This is a genomic window from Agrococcus sp. Marseille-Q4369, assembly GCF_018308945.1.
Taxonomy (GTDB): domain Bacteria; phylum Actinomycetota; class Actinomycetes; order Actinomycetales; family Microbacteriaceae; genus Agrococcus.
In genome coordinates this window covers 894,536-910,435 of record NZ_CP070501.1, presented here as the reverse complement: position 1 = coordinate 910,435, position 15,900 = coordinate 894,536, and the positions used below count along the sequence as shown (strand labels likewise).

At 74.1% G+C, this 15,900-nt stretch carries 18 protein-coding genes; 14 read left to right on the top strand and 4 right to left on the bottom strand.

The genetic code is table 11. The features are described 5' to 3' along the window. The first annotated feature begins 11 nt into the window (after positions 1 to 11). Positions 12 to 713 (top strand): nucleoside/nucleotide kinase family protein, encoded by a 702-nt coding sequence (locus tag JSQ78_RS04650; RefSeq protein ID WP_211449769.1) that lies wholly within the window; start codon positions 12 to 14, stop codon positions 711 to 713. Here the strand turns inward: JSQ78_RS04650 and JSQ78_RS04645 are convergent, their stop codons facing one another. Beyond that, complete coding sequence (locus JSQ78_RS04645) at positions 714 to 1,715, bottom strand: ketopantoate reductase family protein (protein WP_211449767.1); 1,002 nt, start codon at positions 1,713 to 1,715, stop codon at positions 714 to 716. It abuts the gene before it with no gap. 87 nt (positions 1,716 to 1,802) lie between these two features. Here JSQ78_RS04645 and truB point away from each other — a divergent pair, with 87 nt between their 5' ends. The 9 genes from truB to JSQ78_RS04600 all read left to right on the top strand — a co-directional run bounded on the left by truB (position 1,803) and on the right by JSQ78_RS04600 (position 9,497). After that, on the top strand, positions 1,803 to 2,702 hold the full coding sequence (gene truB, locus JSQ78_RS04640; RefSeq protein ID WP_211449765.1) for a tRNA pseudouridine(55) synthase TruB: 900 nt from the start codon (positions 1,803 to 1,805) through the stop codon (positions 2,700 to 2,702). Next, a complete protein-coding gene (locus JSQ78_RS04635; protein ID WP_211449763.1) occupies positions 2,699 to 3,070 on the top strand; it encodes a hypothetical protein in 372 nt (123 codons plus the stop codon). Before truB ends, JSQ78_RS04635 begins: the two co-directional genes overlap by 4 nt. A 112-nt stretch (positions 3,071 to 3,182) precedes the next feature. After that, the gene (locus JSQ78_RS04630; protein WP_235045094.1) at positions 3,183 to 3,521 is read left to right on the top strand and encodes a hypothetical protein; all 339 of its coding nucleotides are present in this window, start codon (positions 3,183 to 3,185) and stop codon (positions 3,519 to 3,521) included. Then, a complete protein-coding gene (locus JSQ78_RS04625; protein WP_249295915.1) occupies positions 3,518 to 4,468 on the top strand; it encodes a bifunctional riboflavin kinase/FAD synthetase in 951 nt (316 codons plus the stop codon). The genes JSQ78_RS04630 and JSQ78_RS04625 overlap by 4 nt, the downstream gene beginning before the upstream one ends. A 113-nt stretch (positions 4,469 to 4,581) precedes the next feature. Continuing rightward, on the top strand, positions 4,582 to 5,592 hold the full coding sequence (deoC, locus tag JSQ78_RS04620; protein ID WP_211449761.1) for a deoxyribose-phosphate aldolase: 1,011 nt from the start codon (positions 4,582 to 4,584) through the stop codon (positions 5,590 to 5,592). Between the two features lie 7 nt (positions 5,593 to 5,599). Beyond that, complete coding sequence (locus JSQ78_RS04615) at positions 5,600 to 7,042, top strand: aldehyde dehydrogenase family protein (protein WP_211449759.1); 1,443 nt, start codon at positions 5,600 to 5,602, stop codon at positions 7,040 to 7,042. Continuing rightward, positions 7,039 to 7,914, top strand: coding sequence for an aldehyde dehydrogenase family protein (locus JSQ78_RS04610; RefSeq protein WP_211449757.1), 876 nt, complete (start codon positions 7,039 to 7,041; stop codon positions 7,912 to 7,914). Before JSQ78_RS04615 ends, JSQ78_RS04610 begins: the two co-directional genes overlap by 4 nt. Positions 7,915 to 7,922: 8 nt before the next feature. After that, positions 7,923 to 8,840, top strand: a complete 918-nt coding sequence (locus JSQ78_RS04605; RefSeq protein WP_211449755.1) for a cation diffusion facilitator family transporter — start codon at positions 7,923 to 7,925, stop codon at positions 8,838 to 8,840. A 231-nt stretch (positions 8,841 to 9,071) separates the two neighbouring features. Next, the gene (locus JSQ78_RS04600) at positions 9,072 to 9,497 is read left to right on the top strand and encodes a hypothetical protein (RefSeq protein ID WP_211449753.1); all 426 of its coding nucleotides are present in this window, start codon (positions 9,072 to 9,074) and stop codon (positions 9,495 to 9,497) included. Positions 9,498 to 9,500: 3 nt separating this feature from the next. On the opposite strand, the gene JSQ78_RS04595 is transcribed toward JSQ78_RS04600, so the two are convergent. Then, positions 9,501 to 9,905, bottom strand: coding sequence for a hypothetical protein (locus JSQ78_RS04595; protein ID WP_211449751.1), 405 nt, complete (start codon positions 9,903 to 9,905; stop codon positions 9,501 to 9,503). Continuing rightward, positions 9,905 to 11,200, bottom strand: a complete 1,296-nt coding sequence (locus tag JSQ78_RS04590; protein WP_249295913.1) for a M20/M25/M40 family metallo-hydrolase — start codon at positions 11,198 to 11,200, stop codon at positions 9,905 to 9,907. The genes JSQ78_RS04595 and JSQ78_RS04590 overlap by 1 nt, the downstream gene beginning before the upstream one ends. Before the next feature lie 24 nt (positions 11,201 to 11,224). Between JSQ78_RS04590 and JSQ78_RS04585 the strand changes: the two genes are divergently transcribed. The 4 genes from JSQ78_RS04585 to JSQ78_RS04570 are packed head-to-tail and all read left to right on the top strand — an operon-like array spanning position 11,225 to position 15,187. Next, positions 11,225 to 12,022: a HemK family protein methyltransferase gene (locus tag JSQ78_RS04585; protein ID WP_211449749.1), complete on the top strand. Its 798-nt coding sequence runs from the start codon at positions 11,225 to 11,227 to the stop codon at positions 12,020 to 12,022. A gap of 47 nt (positions 12,023 to 12,069) precedes the next feature. Further along, entirely contained in the window at positions 12,070 to 12,936 is an 867-nt protein-coding gene (locus JSQ78_RS04580) for a tryptophan 2,3-dioxygenase (protein ID WP_211449747.1), read from the top strand. Further along, on the top strand, positions 12,933 to 13,964 hold the full coding sequence (locus tag JSQ78_RS04575) for an amidohydrolase family protein (RefSeq protein ID WP_211449745.1): 1,032 nt from the start codon (positions 12,933 to 12,935) through the stop codon (positions 13,962 to 13,964). The genes JSQ78_RS04580 and JSQ78_RS04575 overlap by 4 nt, the downstream gene beginning before the upstream one ends. Continuing rightward, positions 13,961 to 15,187, top strand: a complete 1,227-nt coding sequence (locus tag JSQ78_RS04570) for a kynureninase (RefSeq protein WP_211449743.1) — start codon at positions 13,961 to 13,963, stop codon at positions 15,185 to 15,187. Before JSQ78_RS04575 ends, JSQ78_RS04570 begins: the two co-directional genes overlap by 4 nt. On the opposite strand, the gene JSQ78_RS04565 is transcribed toward JSQ78_RS04570, so the two are convergent. Beyond that, positions 15,184 to 15,849 (bottom strand): hypothetical protein, encoded by a 666-nt coding sequence (locus tag JSQ78_RS04565; RefSeq protein ID WP_211449742.1) that lies wholly within the window; start codon positions 15,847 to 15,849, stop codon positions 15,184 to 15,186. The two genes, JSQ78_RS04570 and JSQ78_RS04565, sit on opposite strands and share 4 nt — an antisense overlap. Between the last annotated feature and the right edge of the window lie 51 nt (positions 15,850 to 15,900).

Below are 15,900 nucleotides of genomic sequence, written 5' to 3'. Positions count from 1 at the left end.
AGGCTGACGCCATGATCGACCGCTCGCTGCTCATGAAGGCCGCCTCCTGGACGCCCGAGCAGAAGGCGCTCTACACCGACCTCGTCGACCAGCTGCTGCGCCGCAACCCGCGCGGCCGCCGGCTCATCGCCGTCGAGGGCCGCGACGGGGTCGGGAAGACGCACTTCGCGGATGCGCTCCAGGTCGCGTTCGCGCGAGCGGGCGTCGAGGCGTTTAGGGCGAGCGCCGACGACTTCCACCGGCCGCAGGTGTTCCGCTACCGGCAGGGGCGCGATTCGCCGAAGGGCTACTACGAGGATGCGTTCGACGTCGAGCTGCTCGACCGCGTGCTGCTGCACCCGTTCCGGATGGGCGGCTCGACCGGCTTCGTGACGCGCGCCTTCGACCTCCACGCCGACCGCGGCGTCGAGACGGAGTGGGAGACCGCCGGCCCCGACGTCGTGCTCATCGTCGACGGTGTCTTCCTGCAGCGGCCGGCGCTCGCCGGCAAGTGGCACGCGGTCGTCTACCTCGACGCCGACGAGCGGACGAGGGGCGAGCGGATGCGCGCTCGGGACGGCGCGCACCCCGACCTCCGCCACGAGTCGCACCGCCGCTACAGCGAGGCGCACGACCTGTACGAGCGGGCGGTGAACCCTCGTCGCAGGGCGGCCTTCATCGTCGAGAACAGCGACTGGCGCCGCCCCGTGCAGGTGTTCGCCGACTCCTGCTGACTAGGCGAGCTGCCGCACGACCGACGCGGGCAGGAAGCGGCCGGATCGCTCGACCTCGTGCACGAGCTCGACGAGCGCAGCGTTGACCGGCGCCTGCCGCCCCGCGCGCGCCGCCGCCTCGACGACCGCGCCGTTGATCATGTCGACCTCGGTCGGCTGGCCCCGCCGGATCGACTGCTGCGTCGAGCCGAGATTGGGGACTGCTCCGAGCCGCGCTCGGATGCGCAGCGGCACCTGCTGGGCGACGCGGTGCGGCGCCCATGCCAGCAGCCGCACGAGCAGCGGCGAGAGTCCCTGCATCGGCTGGAAGCGCACACCGCTCGCGAGCCCGACTCGCGCGCACTCCCGCATCGAGGCGACCATGACGCGCCGCAGCCCCGGGTCGCCGATGACATCCTGCACCGAGTGGCCGACGATCGCGGGGATCGCGTTCACCATGTTGATGAGCAGCTTCGTCCACTGCGATCCCTCGAGATCGGCGGTCCGCTCGATCGGCATCACCTCGCCGAGCAGCGCGGCGAAGCGCTCGCCCTCCGGCCCGCCGACGATCGTGGGGTTCGCGGCCGTGACCGTGACGGCGCCCGGCTCGAGCGAGTTCGCGGCGATGAGCGAGAGCGCGCCGGCCACGCGCTCGTGCCCGAGCAGCCGCCCGGCCGTGCGCTCGCCGTAGAGCCCGTTCTGCGCCACGAGCAGCGGCACGTCGGCCAGCTGCTCGCGATTCGCCTCGAGCGCCTCGGCGGTGCCGGTCGCCTTCACGGCGAGGATCGCGACGTCGGGCGCCTCAGCGAGCCGCTCGAGCGCCGTCACGGCGGCGGTCCGCGCGCCGAAGCCGCCGCGCAGCCGCAGCCCGTGCTCGCGCATCGCCTCGAGGTTCGCGCCGCGCGCGGTGACGGTGACGTCGTGGCCCGCAGCCTCGAGCAGTGCCGCCATCGTGCCGCCGATCGCGCCCGCACCGATCACCGCGACGCGCTGCCGCGCAGTCGGGGCCTCGTCGATCGCCATGCCGAGAGGCTATCGCCGCGCGCACCGCCGGCCGTGCCAACCGCCAGCACCCAGGAGCCGACCCGGACGAGCGTCTACACTCATCCGATGCCCTCCGATCCCGACGCTCCCGACGGCATCCTGCTCGTCGACAAGCCCCGGGGGATCACGAGCCACACCGCGGTGAGCCGCGCGCGCCGCGCCCTCGGCACCCGCAAGGTCGGCCACGCGGGCACGCTCGACCCGATGGCGACGGGCCTGCTCATCCTCGGCGTCGGCCCCTCGACCCGCTTGCTGACGCACATCGTCGGGCTCGACAAGAGCTACACCGCCACGATCGCGCTCGGCGCGGCGACGACGACCGACGACGCCGAGGGCGAGGAGACGACGACGGCGGATGCGTCCCACCTCTCGAGCGACGACCTCACGGCCCCGATGGCGGCCCTCTCGGGCGAGATCGAGCAGGTGCCGTCGTCGGTGAGCGCGATCAAGGTCGACGGCGAGCGTGCCTACGCGCGCATCCGCGCCGGGGAGGAGGTCGAGCTCTCGGCCCGGCCCGTGACGGTCTCGCGGTTCGAGGCGCTCGGCTTCCGGCCCGGCGCCCGCGCCGAGGTCGACGTGGTCGTCGACTGCTCGAGCGGCACCTACATCCGCGCGCTCGCCCGCGACCTCGGCGCCGCGCTCGGCGTCGGGGGGCACCTGACGGCGCTCCGCCGCACGCGCATCGGGCCGTTCGTCGTGGACGGCGCGCCGATCGCCGACGCGCTGCCCGACGGCGCTCGAGCGCTGCTCGAGCCGCCCGCCATGGCCGCCTCTCGCATCCTGCCCGTCGCCGAGCTCGACGACGAGCGGGCCGCGAACCTCGCGCACGGCCGCCGCACGGTCGCGCTCGAGGGGGAGCGGGGCCTCGTCGCGGCCGTCCACGGCGACCGGCTCGTCGGCATCGCCCGCGCCGAGGGGCGACGGCTGCTGCCCGTCACGAACTTCCCGACCGGCGGTGCGTCGTGATCAGCGCCTTCATGCTCGCGCAGGCGATCGCGCTCGGCGTCATCGGCGCGATCGTCGCGGTCATCGGGCTCACGAAGCGCCCGTTCAACGACTTCGTGCTCGGCGCCGCCGCGCTCTCGCTGCTGACGCTCGTCGTGCAGGCCGTCGTGTCGTTCATCGCGCCGTTCACGGGCAACGGCCCGACCGGCGACCTGCTCGAGTACTGGACCTACCTGCTCACCGCGCTCGTCATCCCGCCCGGCGCGGTGCTGTGGGCGCTCGTCGACAAGCAGGGCCGGTGGTCGACGCTCATCGTCGGCATCGGCATCCTCGCGTGCGCCGTCATGGTCTACCGCATGCACCAGATCTGGTTCGTGCAGATCGCGTGAGCGCCCGCCGCGGCAGGGCCGGCGGCGCGTGATCGCTAGACTCGACCGAGTGAATGAGCGCAAGCACGCCGGCATCGGCCGAGTCCTCATCGCGGTGTACGCGGTGCTCGCGATGGCCGCGACCGGCCGCTCCTTCGTGCAGATCGTGCAGCGCTTCGACGAGGCCCCGCTCGCGTACTCGCTGAGCGCGGTCGCCGCCGTCGTCTACATCGTCGCGACCGTCGCGCTCGCGAGCCCGAGGGATGCGTGGCGTCGCGTCGCGCTCGCGGCCGTCTGCTTCGAGCTCGTCGGCGTGCTCGTGGTCGGCACGCTCTCGCTCGTCGCCCCGGAGCTCTTCGCGCACGACTCGGTGTGGAGCTACTTTGGCATGGGCTACCTCTTCATCCCCGCGGTGCTGCCGTTCCTCGGCCTGTGGTGGCTGCGCGCGAGCAGCGAGCGGGTGGCGGCGTGAGCGACCTCGCCGCGCGGGGGCTCGGCTGGGTCGAGCAGCTCGAGGCGGTGCCGAGCGCCATCACGATCGGCAAGTTCGACGGCGTGCACATCGGCCACCGGCGCATCCTCGAGCAGCTGCGCGCGATCGCCGAGGCCGAGGGGCTCGTGACGACCGTCGTCACCTTCGACCGCAACCCGCTCGAGGTCGTGCGACCCGACCGCGCGCCGCTGCCGCTCGTCTCGCTGCGCCACAAGGTCGAGCTGCTGCACGACGCGGGCGCCGACCGCGTCATCGTCGTGCCCTTCACCGCCGAGACGGCCGCGCAGCCCGCGGAGGAGTTCTCGGAGCGCGTGCTCTTCGACGGGCTCGGTGCGCGCGTGCTGCTCGTCGGCGACGACTTCCGCTTCGGGCACCGGGGGGCGGGCGACGCGGCCATGCTGCGCAGGCACGCCGAGCCGCGCGGCGCGCGCGTCGAGTCGATCGACGACATCTGCTTCGCCGACGGCCGCCGCGTCTCGTCGACCTGGATCCGCGAGGCGCTCGGCCTCGGGCGCATCCAGGAGGCGAACGCGATGCTCGGCCGCCGGCACCTGCTGCGCGGCGACGTCGTGCGCGGCTTCCAGCGCGGCCGCGCGCTCGGCTACCCGACCGCCAACCTCGGCACGCCGGTCGAGGGCTTCGTGCCCGCCGACGGCGTCTACGCCGCGATCGCGCGGGTCGACGCGGGCGCCTTCCCCGCGGCGGTCTCGATCGGCGACAACCCCACGTTCGACGGCGTGGCGGCGAAGACGGTCGAGGCCTACTTGCTCGACGTCGACCTCGACCTCTACGACCGCCCGATCGAGCTCGAGCTCATCGACTTCGTGCGCCCGATGCACCGCTTCGAGAGCCTCGACGAGCTCGTCGCGCAGATGGGCCGCGACGTCGACCGCACGCGCGAGCTCGTCGCCGCGGCGACGACCTGAGCGGCGGCGCCCCCCGATGCGGGGCGCGACTGCGCGCCGCTCGGTAGACTGCCGTGCACCCATCCGCCCACCCCGATCCGCGGGAGTGGCCAGGCAGGGCAAGAAGGAACAGCGTGACATCGACCAGCGCAGCGCTCGCGCCCGCAGAGCGCGCCGTCCAGCTGCTCGGCAGCGACCTCTCCGAGGTCGCGCTGCGCCAGCACCTCGAGGGCCTGCCGGCCGTCGACGCGGTCGGGCTCGAGGCCCGCGCGGCGCGCTTCGGCACCCGCTCGATCAAGACCTCGTCGAAGGCGGCCGCGCTCGACCTCGCGATCCGCATGATCGACCTCACGACCCTGCAGGGCGCCGACACGCGCGGGAAGGTGCGCTCGCTCGTCGCGAAGGCGCTCGTGCCCGACGCGAACGACCCCTCGACGCCGCGGCCCGCCGCGGTGTGCGTCTACGGCGACATGGTCGGCCACGCCGTCGAGGCGCTCGGCTCGGCGTGGAGCGCCGGCAAGGACGACGGCATCAACGTCGCCGCCGTCGCGACCGCGTTCCCCGCCGGCCGCGCGAGCATCGAGGTCAAGCTGCAGGACACCCGCGATGCCGTCGCCGCAGGCGCCGACGAGATCGACATGGTCATCGACCGCGGCGCGTTCCTCGAGGGCAGCTACGGCAAGGTATTCGACGAGATCGTGCTGACGAAGGAGGCGTGCCGCCGTGGCGACGGCTCGTACGCGCACCTCAAGGTCATCCTCGAGACCGGCGAGCTCGTCACCTACGACAACGTGCGCCGCGCCTCGTGGCTCTCGATCCTCGCCGGCGGCGACTTCATCAAGACCTCGACCGGCAAGGTGCAGCCGGCGGCGACGCTGCCCGTCACGCTGCTCATGCTGCAGGTCGTGCGCGACTGGGAGCGGCTCACGGGGGAGCGCATCGGCGTGAAGCCCGCCGGCGGCATCTCGACCGCGAAGGACGCCATCAAGCACCTCGTCGCGGTCGCCGAGACGTGCGGCGAGGCGTGGCTCGACCCGAAGCTCTACCGCTTCGGCGCCTCGAGCCTGCTCAACGACGTGCTGCTGCAGCGCCAGAAGCTCATCACCGGCCGCTACTCCGGCCCCGACTACGTCACGATCGACTGAAGGCACCATGGCATTCCTCGACTACGCGCCGGCTCCCGAGTCGACGTCCATCCTCTCCTTGCGGGAGGACTACCGCCTCTGGATCGGCGGCGAGTGGGTGACGGGCGGCGGCGAGCCGTTCGCCTCCGTCTCCCCGAGCACCGAGCAGCAGATCGCGACCTTCGCGTACGCCGACGAGGGCGACGTCGATGCGGCGGTGCGCGCCGCGCGCGCCGCGTTCCGTGACACGTGGGGCCCGATGTCGGGCCGCGACCGCGGCAAGTTCCTCTTCCGCATCGCGCGCATCCTGCAGGAGCGCGCCCGCGAGCTCGCGGTCGCCGAGTCGCTCGACAACGGCAAGCCCATCCGCGAGACGCGCGACGCCGACATCCCGCTCGTCGCCCAGTGGTTCTTCCACTGCGCCGGCTGGGCCGACAAGCTCGACCACCTCGGGCTCGGCGCCGCGCCGCGGCCGCACGGCGTCGCCGCGCAGGTCATCCCGTGGAACTTCCCGCTGCTCATGCTCGCGTGGAAGGTCGCGCCGGCCCTCGCCGCGGGCAACACCGTCGTGCTGAAGCCCGCCGAGACGACGCCGCTCACGGCGATGCTCTTCGCCGAGGTCTGCGAGCAAGCCGGGCTGCCGGCCGGCGTCGTGAACCTCGTCACGGGCGACGGCGCGACGGGCGCGGCGCTCGTGCGCCACCCCGACGTCGACAAGGTCGCCTTCACCGGCTCGACCGCCGTCGGCCGCGAGATCGCGAAGGCGCTCGCGGGCACCGACAAGAAGCTCACGCTCGAGCTCGGCGGCAAGGGCGCGAACATCGTCTTCGACGACGCCCCGCTCGACCAGGCGATCGAGGGCATCGTCGACGGCATCTTCTTCAACCAGGGGCAGGTGTGCTGCGCCGGGAGCCGGCTGCTCGTGCAGGAGAACGTGCACGACGCCGTGATGGATCGCCTCAAGGAGCGCATGGCGACGCTCCGGGTCGGCGACCCGCTCGACAAGAACACCGACGTCGGCGCGATCAACTCGAGCGAGCAGCTCGAGCGCATCACGCGCCTCGTCGACCGCGGCATCGCGGAGGGCGGCGAGGCGTGGAGCCCCGCGTGCGAGCTGCCGCAAGAGGGGTACTGGTTCGCGCCGACCGTCATCACCGGCGTCGAGGCGTCGTCGACGATCGCGCGCGAGGAGATCTTCGGGCCGGTGCTCTCGGTGCTCACCTTCCGCACGCCCGACGAGGCGATCGCGAAGGCCAACAACACCCCCTACGGCCTCTCGGCCGGCATCTGGAGCGACAAGGGCTCGCGCGTGCTCGCGATCGCCGACAAGCTCCGCGCGGGTGTCGTGTGGACGAACACGTTCAACAAGTTCGACCCCGCGAGCCCGTTCGGCGGCTACAAGGAGTCGGGCTACGGCCGCGAGGGCGGCGTCCAGGGCATGCAGGCGTACCTGAAGGCAGGCGAGCGATGACCACGACCACGAAGACGACCACGCGCCTCGACGTGCCGAAGACGTACAAGCTCTTCATCGGCGGCGCGTTCCCGCGCAGCGAGTCGGGGCGCGTGAGCGAGGTGCGCGACGGCGAGGGCCGCTTCGTCGCGAACGTCGCGAAGGCGTCGCGGAAGGATGCGCGCGAGGCGGTGCGCGCGGCCCGCAAGGCTCAGCCGGGCTGGGCGGGCGCGACCGCGTACAACCGCGGCCAGGTGCTCTACCGCGTCGCCGAGGTGCTCGAGGGCCGGAAGGCGCAGTTCGTCGACGAGCTGCAGCGCACCGAGAGCCTCTCGGCCGCGCGCGCTCGCGCGCAGGTCGAGGAGGCGATCGACCTGTGGGTGTGGCACGCCGGGTGGACCGACAAGATCGCGCAGGTCGCGGGCTCCGCGAACCCCGTCGCGGGCCCCTACTTCAACATCTCGGTGCCTGAGCCGACCGGTGTCGTCGCGATCGTCGCGCCGCAGTCGCAAGGGCTGCTCGGCCTCACATCGGTCGTCACACCCGCGCTCGTGATGGGCAACGCGGTCGTCGTCGTCCCCGCCGCGTCGTCGCCGCTCGTGGCGATCTCGCTCGCCGAGGTGCTCGCGACGAGCGACCTCCCAGGCGGCGTCGTCAACGTGCTCACGGGCGACCCGGCCGAGCTCGCGCCGTGGCTCGCGAGCCACGCCGACGTCAACGCGCTCGACCTCACGGGCGCGGGCGATCTCGACTGGGTCGCGCTCGAGGTCGCGGCGGCCGACACGCTCAAGCGCGTCATCCGCCCCGAGCCGGGCCTCGCGCCCGAGACGCCGCAGCGCATCCTCGCCCTGACGGAGACGAAGACCGTCTGGCACACCAAGTCGCGCATGTAGCGGCGGGCATGTCGGGGTCCCACGGGCACAGCCACGCGGCTGCGGCCGGCTCGCGCCGGCTCGCGGTCGCGTTCGGCATCACGGCTGCGCTCTTCGCGGCGCAGGTCGTCGGCTCGATCGTCACGGGCTCGCTCGCGCTGCTCGTCGACACCGTGCACATGCTCACCGACGTCGCGGGGCTCGGCATCGCGCTCGCGGCGCAGCGGCTCGTGCGCGCCGCCCCGAGCGGGCGCCGCACGTGGGGGCTCGTGCGCGTCGAGGTGCTCGCCGCGGCCGCGCAAGCGGCGGCGCTGCTCATCGTCGCGCTCGTCGTGGTCGTCGAGGGCCTGCGCCGCATCGCCGAGCCGACCGAGGTGCCGGGGCCGCTGCTGCTCGTGTTCGGCGCGGTCGGGCTCGCGGGCAACCTCGTCGCGCTCGCGGTGCTCGCGGGCGGCCGCGGGTCGAGCCTCAACCTGCGGGCGGCGTTCCTCGAGGTCGTGAACGACGCGATCGGCTCGGTCGCGGTGATCGCGGCGGCCGTCGCCATCTGGCTGTGGGGCTTCCAGCAGGCCGACCTCATCGCGAGCGCGCTCGTCGCCGTGCTCATCGTGCCGCGCTCGATCGCGCTGCTGCGCGACAGCGGGCGGATCCTGCTCGAGTCGACGCCGCAGGAGCTCGACCTCGACGACGTGCGCGCGCACCTCATGGAGGTCGAGCACGTGATCTCGGTGCACGACCTGCACGCGTCGACGCTCGGCACGGGCCTGCACCAGCTCACGGCGCACGTCGTGGTCGAGGAGTCGTGCTTCGCCGACGGCCACGCGCCGCGCGTGCTCGACCTGCTGCAGGAGTGCGCGGCCGAGCACTTCCCGCTCTCGCTCGAGCACGCGACCTTCCAGCTCGAGCCGCCGGGCCACGCCGACCACGAGCCGCACCTCCACGCCTGACCCGCCCGCCGGAGCCGAGTGGCGCCTCCCGCGCCTGAGTGGCGCCGGCCGCAGGTGAGTGGCGCCTCCCGCGCCTGAGTGGCGCCGGCCGCAGGTGAGTGGCGCCTCCCGCGCATGAGTGGCGCCTCCCGCGCGTCAGTGGCGCGTCGCGCGCCTGAGTGGCGCCTCCGCGCGACGGGGGACTGGTGCCCCCGTGCCGACGCCAGGCAGACTGCACCCGAGGGAGGTGCCGTGGAGCAGGTAGCGCGAGTCGCCAACCCCGTGTCGGGTCGCATCGACGCGGGCTACGACGAGCGGCCGGTCACGACGCGCATGGTGCTGTGCCGCTACGCGTTCGCGATCGTCCTGCCGGTCTGGATCGCGCTCGCCGTGCTGCAGGCGGAGGCCTGGCCGTGGTGGTGGGGGCTGGCGGGCTACCTGCTCGTCGGGCTCCCGCTGAGCGCCGGCGCGCACGGCTCGTGGTGGCGACCCGCACCGTGGTCCTCCTGGCACGTCGGCACGCTCGCGCAGCTCGCGGTGGTCCTCATCGCCACAGCGTGGACGATCCTCGCCGACGATCCGATGGTCATGGTCGTCGCAGCCGCGCTGCTCGTCGGTGCCACGCTCGGCGTCGGCGCGCTGCAGCTGCTGCAGCGCCGTGGCCTCGCACGGCCCTGAGCGTCAGGCGAGCGCGCTCGCGAACGCGACCCACGGCATCCGCTCGACGATGCCCTCGGCCGCCGCCGCGAGCCGCTCATCATCGGTCACGAGCACATCGGCCTGCAGCGACGCGACCGCGAGCAGCTCGGCCGGTGCCATCTCGGCCCAGTCGAGCCGCGCGGCGATGCGCCACGCGACCGATCGCGAGACCCGATCGGCGAGCAGCGGCACCTTGAGCGCCGCGACCGTCTCGAGCTGCGCGCGGCCCTCCGCCTCGTCGAGCGTGCCCGCGCGCACCTCGTCGTAGAGCACCTGCATCGCCTGCGAGCGCAGCGACCCGGTGCTGACGAGCTGATGCTCGCCGACGTCGACGCGCTCGCGCACGATCCGCAGCGCGGTCGGCGCGTCGATCGCGAAGCGCGCCATCAGCAGCTCGACTCGATGAGGTCGGCGTACCAGCGGCAGCCGGCGAGCCACGTGTCGACCCGGATGCGCTCGTCGCGCGCGTGCAGCGTCAGCCGCTCCTCGCGCGTCATCTCGAACGGCGCGAAGCGGTAGACGCGGTCGGTGACGCGGTGCGCGTGGCGGCCGTCGGTGCCGCCGAGCATGACGTAGGGCACGGTCTGCACGTCGGGCCGCGCCCGCGCGATCGCCGCCTCGATCGCGTCCCAACCGGGCCCGTCGGAGGGGCTCTCGGGGCTCGGCCCGTGCCCGTGCAGCATCTCGAGCTCGACGCGCGGGTCGGCGATCGCGCGCCGCATGTGCTCGAGCGTCTCGTCGACCGTGGAGCCGAGCGCGATGCGCGCGTTCACGACCGCGGTCGCCTCCTCCGCGAGCGCGTTGGGCGCCGCCGCGCCCTGCAGCTGCGTCACGACCGCCGTCGTCGCGAGCATCGCCCGCGTCTCGTCGCCGCGCGCGAGGATCCGCTCGACGAGCGGTCGCGCCCGCCGCACCCGCCGCAGCACCGCTCCCTGCGCGCCCGGCGCATCCGCCCCGAGCAGCTCGAGCATGCGCAGCGCCGGCTCGGGCAGCGAGCGGGGGAAGGGGGAGCGGTCGAGCCGCCGGATCGCCCGCGCGAGCCGCGACGTCGCCGGCAGCCGCGGCGGCGTCGACGCGTGCCCGCCCACCTGGGCCACGCGCAAGCGGACGTTCGCGAAGCCCTTCTCGGCCACCCCGACGACCGCGACGTCGCGCGAGAGCCCCGCGATCGGCGGCTCGATGATCGCGCCGCCCTCGTCGAGCGCCCACGCGGGCCGCACGCCGCGCGCGTCGAGCTCGGCAATCGCCGAGGCGGCGCCCGAGCCCATCGTCTCCTCGTCGTGCCCGAAGACGAGCCACACGTCGCGCTCCGGCGCGAAGCCGGCCGCGAGCAGCGCCTCGACGCCCGCGCAGATCGCGACGAGCGAGCCCTTGTCGTCGAGCGTGCCCCGCCCCCACACGTGCGTGCCGTCGCGGTGGCCGGAGTAGGGCGGATGCGTCCAGCCGGCTTCCGGGGCGGGCACGACGTCCTGGTGGGCCATGAGCAGCGCCGGGCGGCCATCGCCGCGGCCCGGCCAGCGCGCGAGGAGTGTGTCGCCCACGAGCTCGACCTCGAGCGCGGCGAACAGCCGCGGGAACCGCTCCTCGAGCGCAGCCCGGAACGCGGGCAGCTGCCCTGGCCGCTCGGTCGGCACGCGCACGAGCGCGACGAGGTGGTCGACGGCGTCTTCGGCGATCAGCACGAGCGCAGGCTATCGTCGCGAGCGATGGAGCTGCGGGAGCCCGACGAGCTGGTGGCGGCGCTGCGCGACTCGGGGAGCGTCTTCCCCGAGCGCGAGCTCGCCGAGCTGCAGGGCGCCGCGAGGATCGACGACCCGTGGGCGATCGAGATGATGGTCGAGCGGCGCACGCTCGGCGAGCCGATCGAGCACATCGTCGGCAGCGCGCGCTTCGCCGAGCTGCGCATCGCCGTCCACCAGGGCGTCTTCGTGCCGCGCCGGCGCACCGAGCTGCTCGCGACGCTCGCGGCCGAGCGGCTGCGCGAGGTCGCCGCTCGAGGCGGGGGAGCGCCGCGCCTGCTCGACCTCGGCTGCGGCTCGGGTGCGATCGCGGCGCTCGCGAGGCACCGCGTGCCGGGCGTCGAGGTCGTCGCGATCGATGCCGACGCGGATGCGGTGGCGTGCGCGCGCGAGAACCTCCCGGGCGCGCTCGTGGTGCAGGCCCGCTCGCTCGACGTGCTCGACGGCCTCGACGCATCCGCCTTCGACGTCATCGCCGCGAACCTGCCCTATGTGCCGACCGCCCACCTCGTGCACCTCCCGCACGAGGCGGCCGAGTTCGAGCCGCTGCTCGCGCTCGACGGCGGCGGCGACGGCCTCGACCCGCTCGCGGAGCACGCGCCGGCGATGGTGCGGCACCTCGCGCCCGGCGGCATCGCGCTCGTCGAGCTCGCGCCGCACCAGGTCGAGACCGCCGCCGCGATCATCGCCGAGGCGGGCTTCCGCGCCTCGAGCGTGCGCAGCGACGATGAGCTCGGCGCGACCGTGCTCATCGCGACGCGCTGACCGCCCGCCTGCCACTACCGTGGAGGCCGAGCCGAAGGAGGCCTGCAGTGTCCGTCGAGCACAACACTCGCGCGATCGAGGACGGGGTCGTCACCGACCTGCGCGAGCAGATGACCTACGGCTCCTACCTGGGCCTCGACACGCTGCTCGCGTCGCAGCATCCGCGCAGCCGCCCCGAGCACCACGACGAGATGCTCTTCATCGTCCAGCACCAGACGACCGAGCTGTGGCTGAAGCTCGTCATCCACGAGCTCGACGACGCGCGGCGGCTGCTCGCCGCCGACGACCTCGGCGCGGCGCTCAAGCGCATCGCGCGCGTCAAGCACATCCAGGAGGTGCTGACGCAGCAGTGGTCGGTGCTCGCGACCCTCACGCCCACCGAGTACGCGCAGTTCCGCGGCGCCCTCGAGGGCGCATCGGGCTTCCAGAGCGCGCAGTACCGCATGGTCGAGTTCGCGCTCGGCAACAAGCACGAGCGCATGCTGCGGGTCTTCGAGCCGAGCCCCGACGAGCACGCGGCGCTCGCGGCCGAGCTCGAGCGGCCGAGCCTCTACGACGAGTTCCTGCGGCTGCTCGCGCGCCACGGCCACGACGTGCCGGCCGAGGTGCTCGAGCGCGACGTCACGAAGGCGCACGTCTACACCGAGTCGCTCGTGCCCGTCCTCCAGCGCATCTACGAGGGCGCGGCCGAGCCGGGAGCGCCCGACTGGCGCGCCTACGAGACGTGCGAGGAGCTCGTCGACCTCGAGGACAACTTCCAGCTCTGGCGCTTCCGGCACCTCCGCACCGTGACCCGCACGATCGGGCGCAAGACCGGCACGGGCGGCTCGAGCGGCGTCGACTTCCTCGCCCGCGCGCTCGACCTGACGTTCTTCCCCGAGCTCTACGCCGTCCGCACGCGGATCGGCACGTGACCGCACCGGTCGTCGCCCGCGTCGCGCACGCGCGCATCGGCGGTCGGTGGGTGACGGATGCGGTGGTCGAGCTGAGCGCGACAGGCATGCGGCTCGTGCCCGACGGCGAGGCGCCGCGGCGAGTCGAGCGCGTCGAGGGTGCGCTGCTGCCGCCCCTCACCGACGCGCACGTGCACCTCGGGCTGTGCGCGGCGACGCGCGACGAGCCCACTGCGCTCGGCCGCGTGCTCGACCTCGGCTGGGCGCCGAGCGAGCTGCCCGCGCTCGTCGACGCGGTCGAGACCGCGCATCGCGGCGTCGAGGCGCGCTTCGCCGGGCCGTTCCACGCGGCGGTCGGCGGCTACCCGTCCGATCGCTCGTGGGCGCCGCCGGGTGCCGTCGCCGAGCTCGCGACCGCCGCCGACGCCGTGCGCTCGGTGCGCGCGCAAGCGCACGCCGGTGCGGCCGCGATCAAGGTCACCCTCAGCAGCGACGACGGGCCCGTGCCGAGCGACGACGTGCTCTCCGCGATCGTCACCGAGGCGCGCGCGTGCGGGCTGCCGCTCGTCGCCCACGCGCGCGGCGCGGGGCAGGTCGAGCGCGCGATCTCGGCGGGCGTCGCCGTGCTCGCGCACGCGCCGTGGACCGAGCGGCTCGACGACGCGGTCATCCGCGAGGCCGCGGCCCGGCAGACCTGGATCTCGACGCTCGCGATGCACGAGCGCGACGGCGACGAGGGCGCGCTCGCTCGCGCGACCGACAACCTCGCCCGGTTCGCCGCCGCGGGCGGATCGGTCGCCTACGGCACCGATCTCGGCAACGGGCTCGACCGCTTCGACCTCGATCCGATGGAGGTCGCCGCGCTCCGTCGGGCCGGCATCGACGGCACCGCGCTCGTCGACGCGCTGCTCGCCGAGCGGCTGCTCCCGCCCGGCCCGATGATCGGCATCGTCGCGGCCGACGTCGTCGATGACGAGTCGCTGCTGGCCAACCTGCACCGCGCGCGATCGCTGCCCTACACGTGGTTCGACCTGAAAGGCTCCGCATGACCGACCTCGCCCGCCGCGCCGCCGAGCTCGACGCCGCCGACCCGCTCGCCGAGCACGCGGAGCGCTTCGTCCGCAGCGGCGACGTCGTCGCCTACCTCGACGGCAACTCGCTCGGCCGACCGCTGCGGACCCTCCGCGAGCGCTACGGCGACTTCATCGAGCGGGATTGGGGCGAGCGACTCATCCGCGCATGGGATGAGCAGTGGATGCGTCGGCCGTTCGACCTCGGGGACCGCATCGGCGCGCTCGTGGGCGCCGCGCCGGGGCAGGTGTTCGTCGGCGACTCGACGACGGTGCTGCTCTACAAGCTCGCGCGCGCCGCGGTCGACGCGCAAGCCGAGCACGGCCGCACCGAGATCGTCATCGACGACGACAACTTTCCGAGCGACCGCTTCATCGTCGAGGGCATCGCCGCCGAGCGCGGCTGCACGATCCGGTGGATCGAGGCCGATCCCGCGGCGGGCGTGACGGTCGAGCAGGTCGAGGAGGCGGTGGGGGAGCGCACGGCGCTCGTGCTGCTGAGCCACGTCGCCTACCGCTCGGGCTTCGTCGCCGATGTCGCGGGCATCACGCGCGCCGCGCACGATGCGGGAGCCCTCGTGCTGTGGGACCTGTGCCACTCGGCAGGCGTCATCCCCGTCGGCCTCGACGAGCACGGCGTCGACCTCGCGGTCGGCTGCTCGTACAAGTACCTGAACGGCGGGCCGGGCGCGCCGGCGTTCGGCTACGTGCGCGCCGACCTCCACGAGCGGCTCGCGCAGCCCATCCAGGGGTGGATGGGCGCGGCCGACGTGTTCGCGATGGGGCCGCGCTTCGAGCCCGCCACGGGGCTCGGCCGCTTCCTGAGCGGCACGCCGCCCGTGCTCGCGACGGTCGCGCTCGAGGCGATGGTCGAGCTCGTCGAAGCCGTCGGCATCGACGCGGTGCGGGCGAAGTCCGTCGCGCTCACCGGCTTCGCGGAGGCGGCGCTCGCCGAGCACGTGCTGCCGCTCGGGGCGCGGCTCGCGAGCCCGCCCGCCGGTCCGCACCGCGGCAGCCACCTGACGGTGACGCATCCGTCGTTCCGGGAGGTCAACGCGAGGCTGTGGGAGCGGGGCGTGATCGGCGACTTCCGCGCGCCTGACGGCATCCGCATCGGGCTCTCCCCGCTGTCGACGACGTTCGCGGAGGTCGAGCTCGGCGTCGCCGCGCTCGGGGAGGAGCTGCGGCGCGCGCTGCGCTAGTCGCGGATGACCTCGTGCACCGCGACGGCGGCGTCGACGGCCTGCTGGCCCGTGAACGCGGCCTCGCCGCCGTCCCAGCCGACCGAGACCGTCTCGAACTGGTCGAAGAGATTGACGGTGCCCGCGAACCGCTCGCTCAGCACCGGCGGCTCGCCGACGCCCATCACGAACAGCCCGCGCTCGTTCGCGCCCGCGTCGGGAACGATGAGGCGCGAGCTCGAGAGCGCGACGAGCTCGTCGGGCGCGAAGGTGATGCCGCTGAGGGTGAGGCGCAGCGTGTCGTCGCCAGCGGTCCACGCGCACTGCCGCTCGACCGCGATGTCCTCCTGGTCCTGCGCGTCGCTCGCCGCCTGGTCGAACGAGAGGCCGCTCGTGAGCTCGGCGACCGCGCCCTCGATGTCGGCGCACTCGGGGAACTCGGTCGGCGGCGCGATGGGGTAGCCCTCGGGCGCGTCCGGGTCGCCCTCGGCCGTCACCGGCGACTCGCTCGCGCCGGGCTCGTCCGCACCGGGCTCGTCCGCGCCGGGCTCGTCCGCACCGGGCAGCGGCCCGAGCACGGTCGGCACCGGCGTCGGCTCCGCGCTCGGCTCCGGGGCGGTCGACGAGCAGCCGACGAGCGCGAGCGCGGCGAGGGCGGCGACGGGGAGGGTCAGGCGATGCACCCCAGCACGATACCCGCGCCGACCATGCGCGCGGGCTAGGCTCGGGCCCGG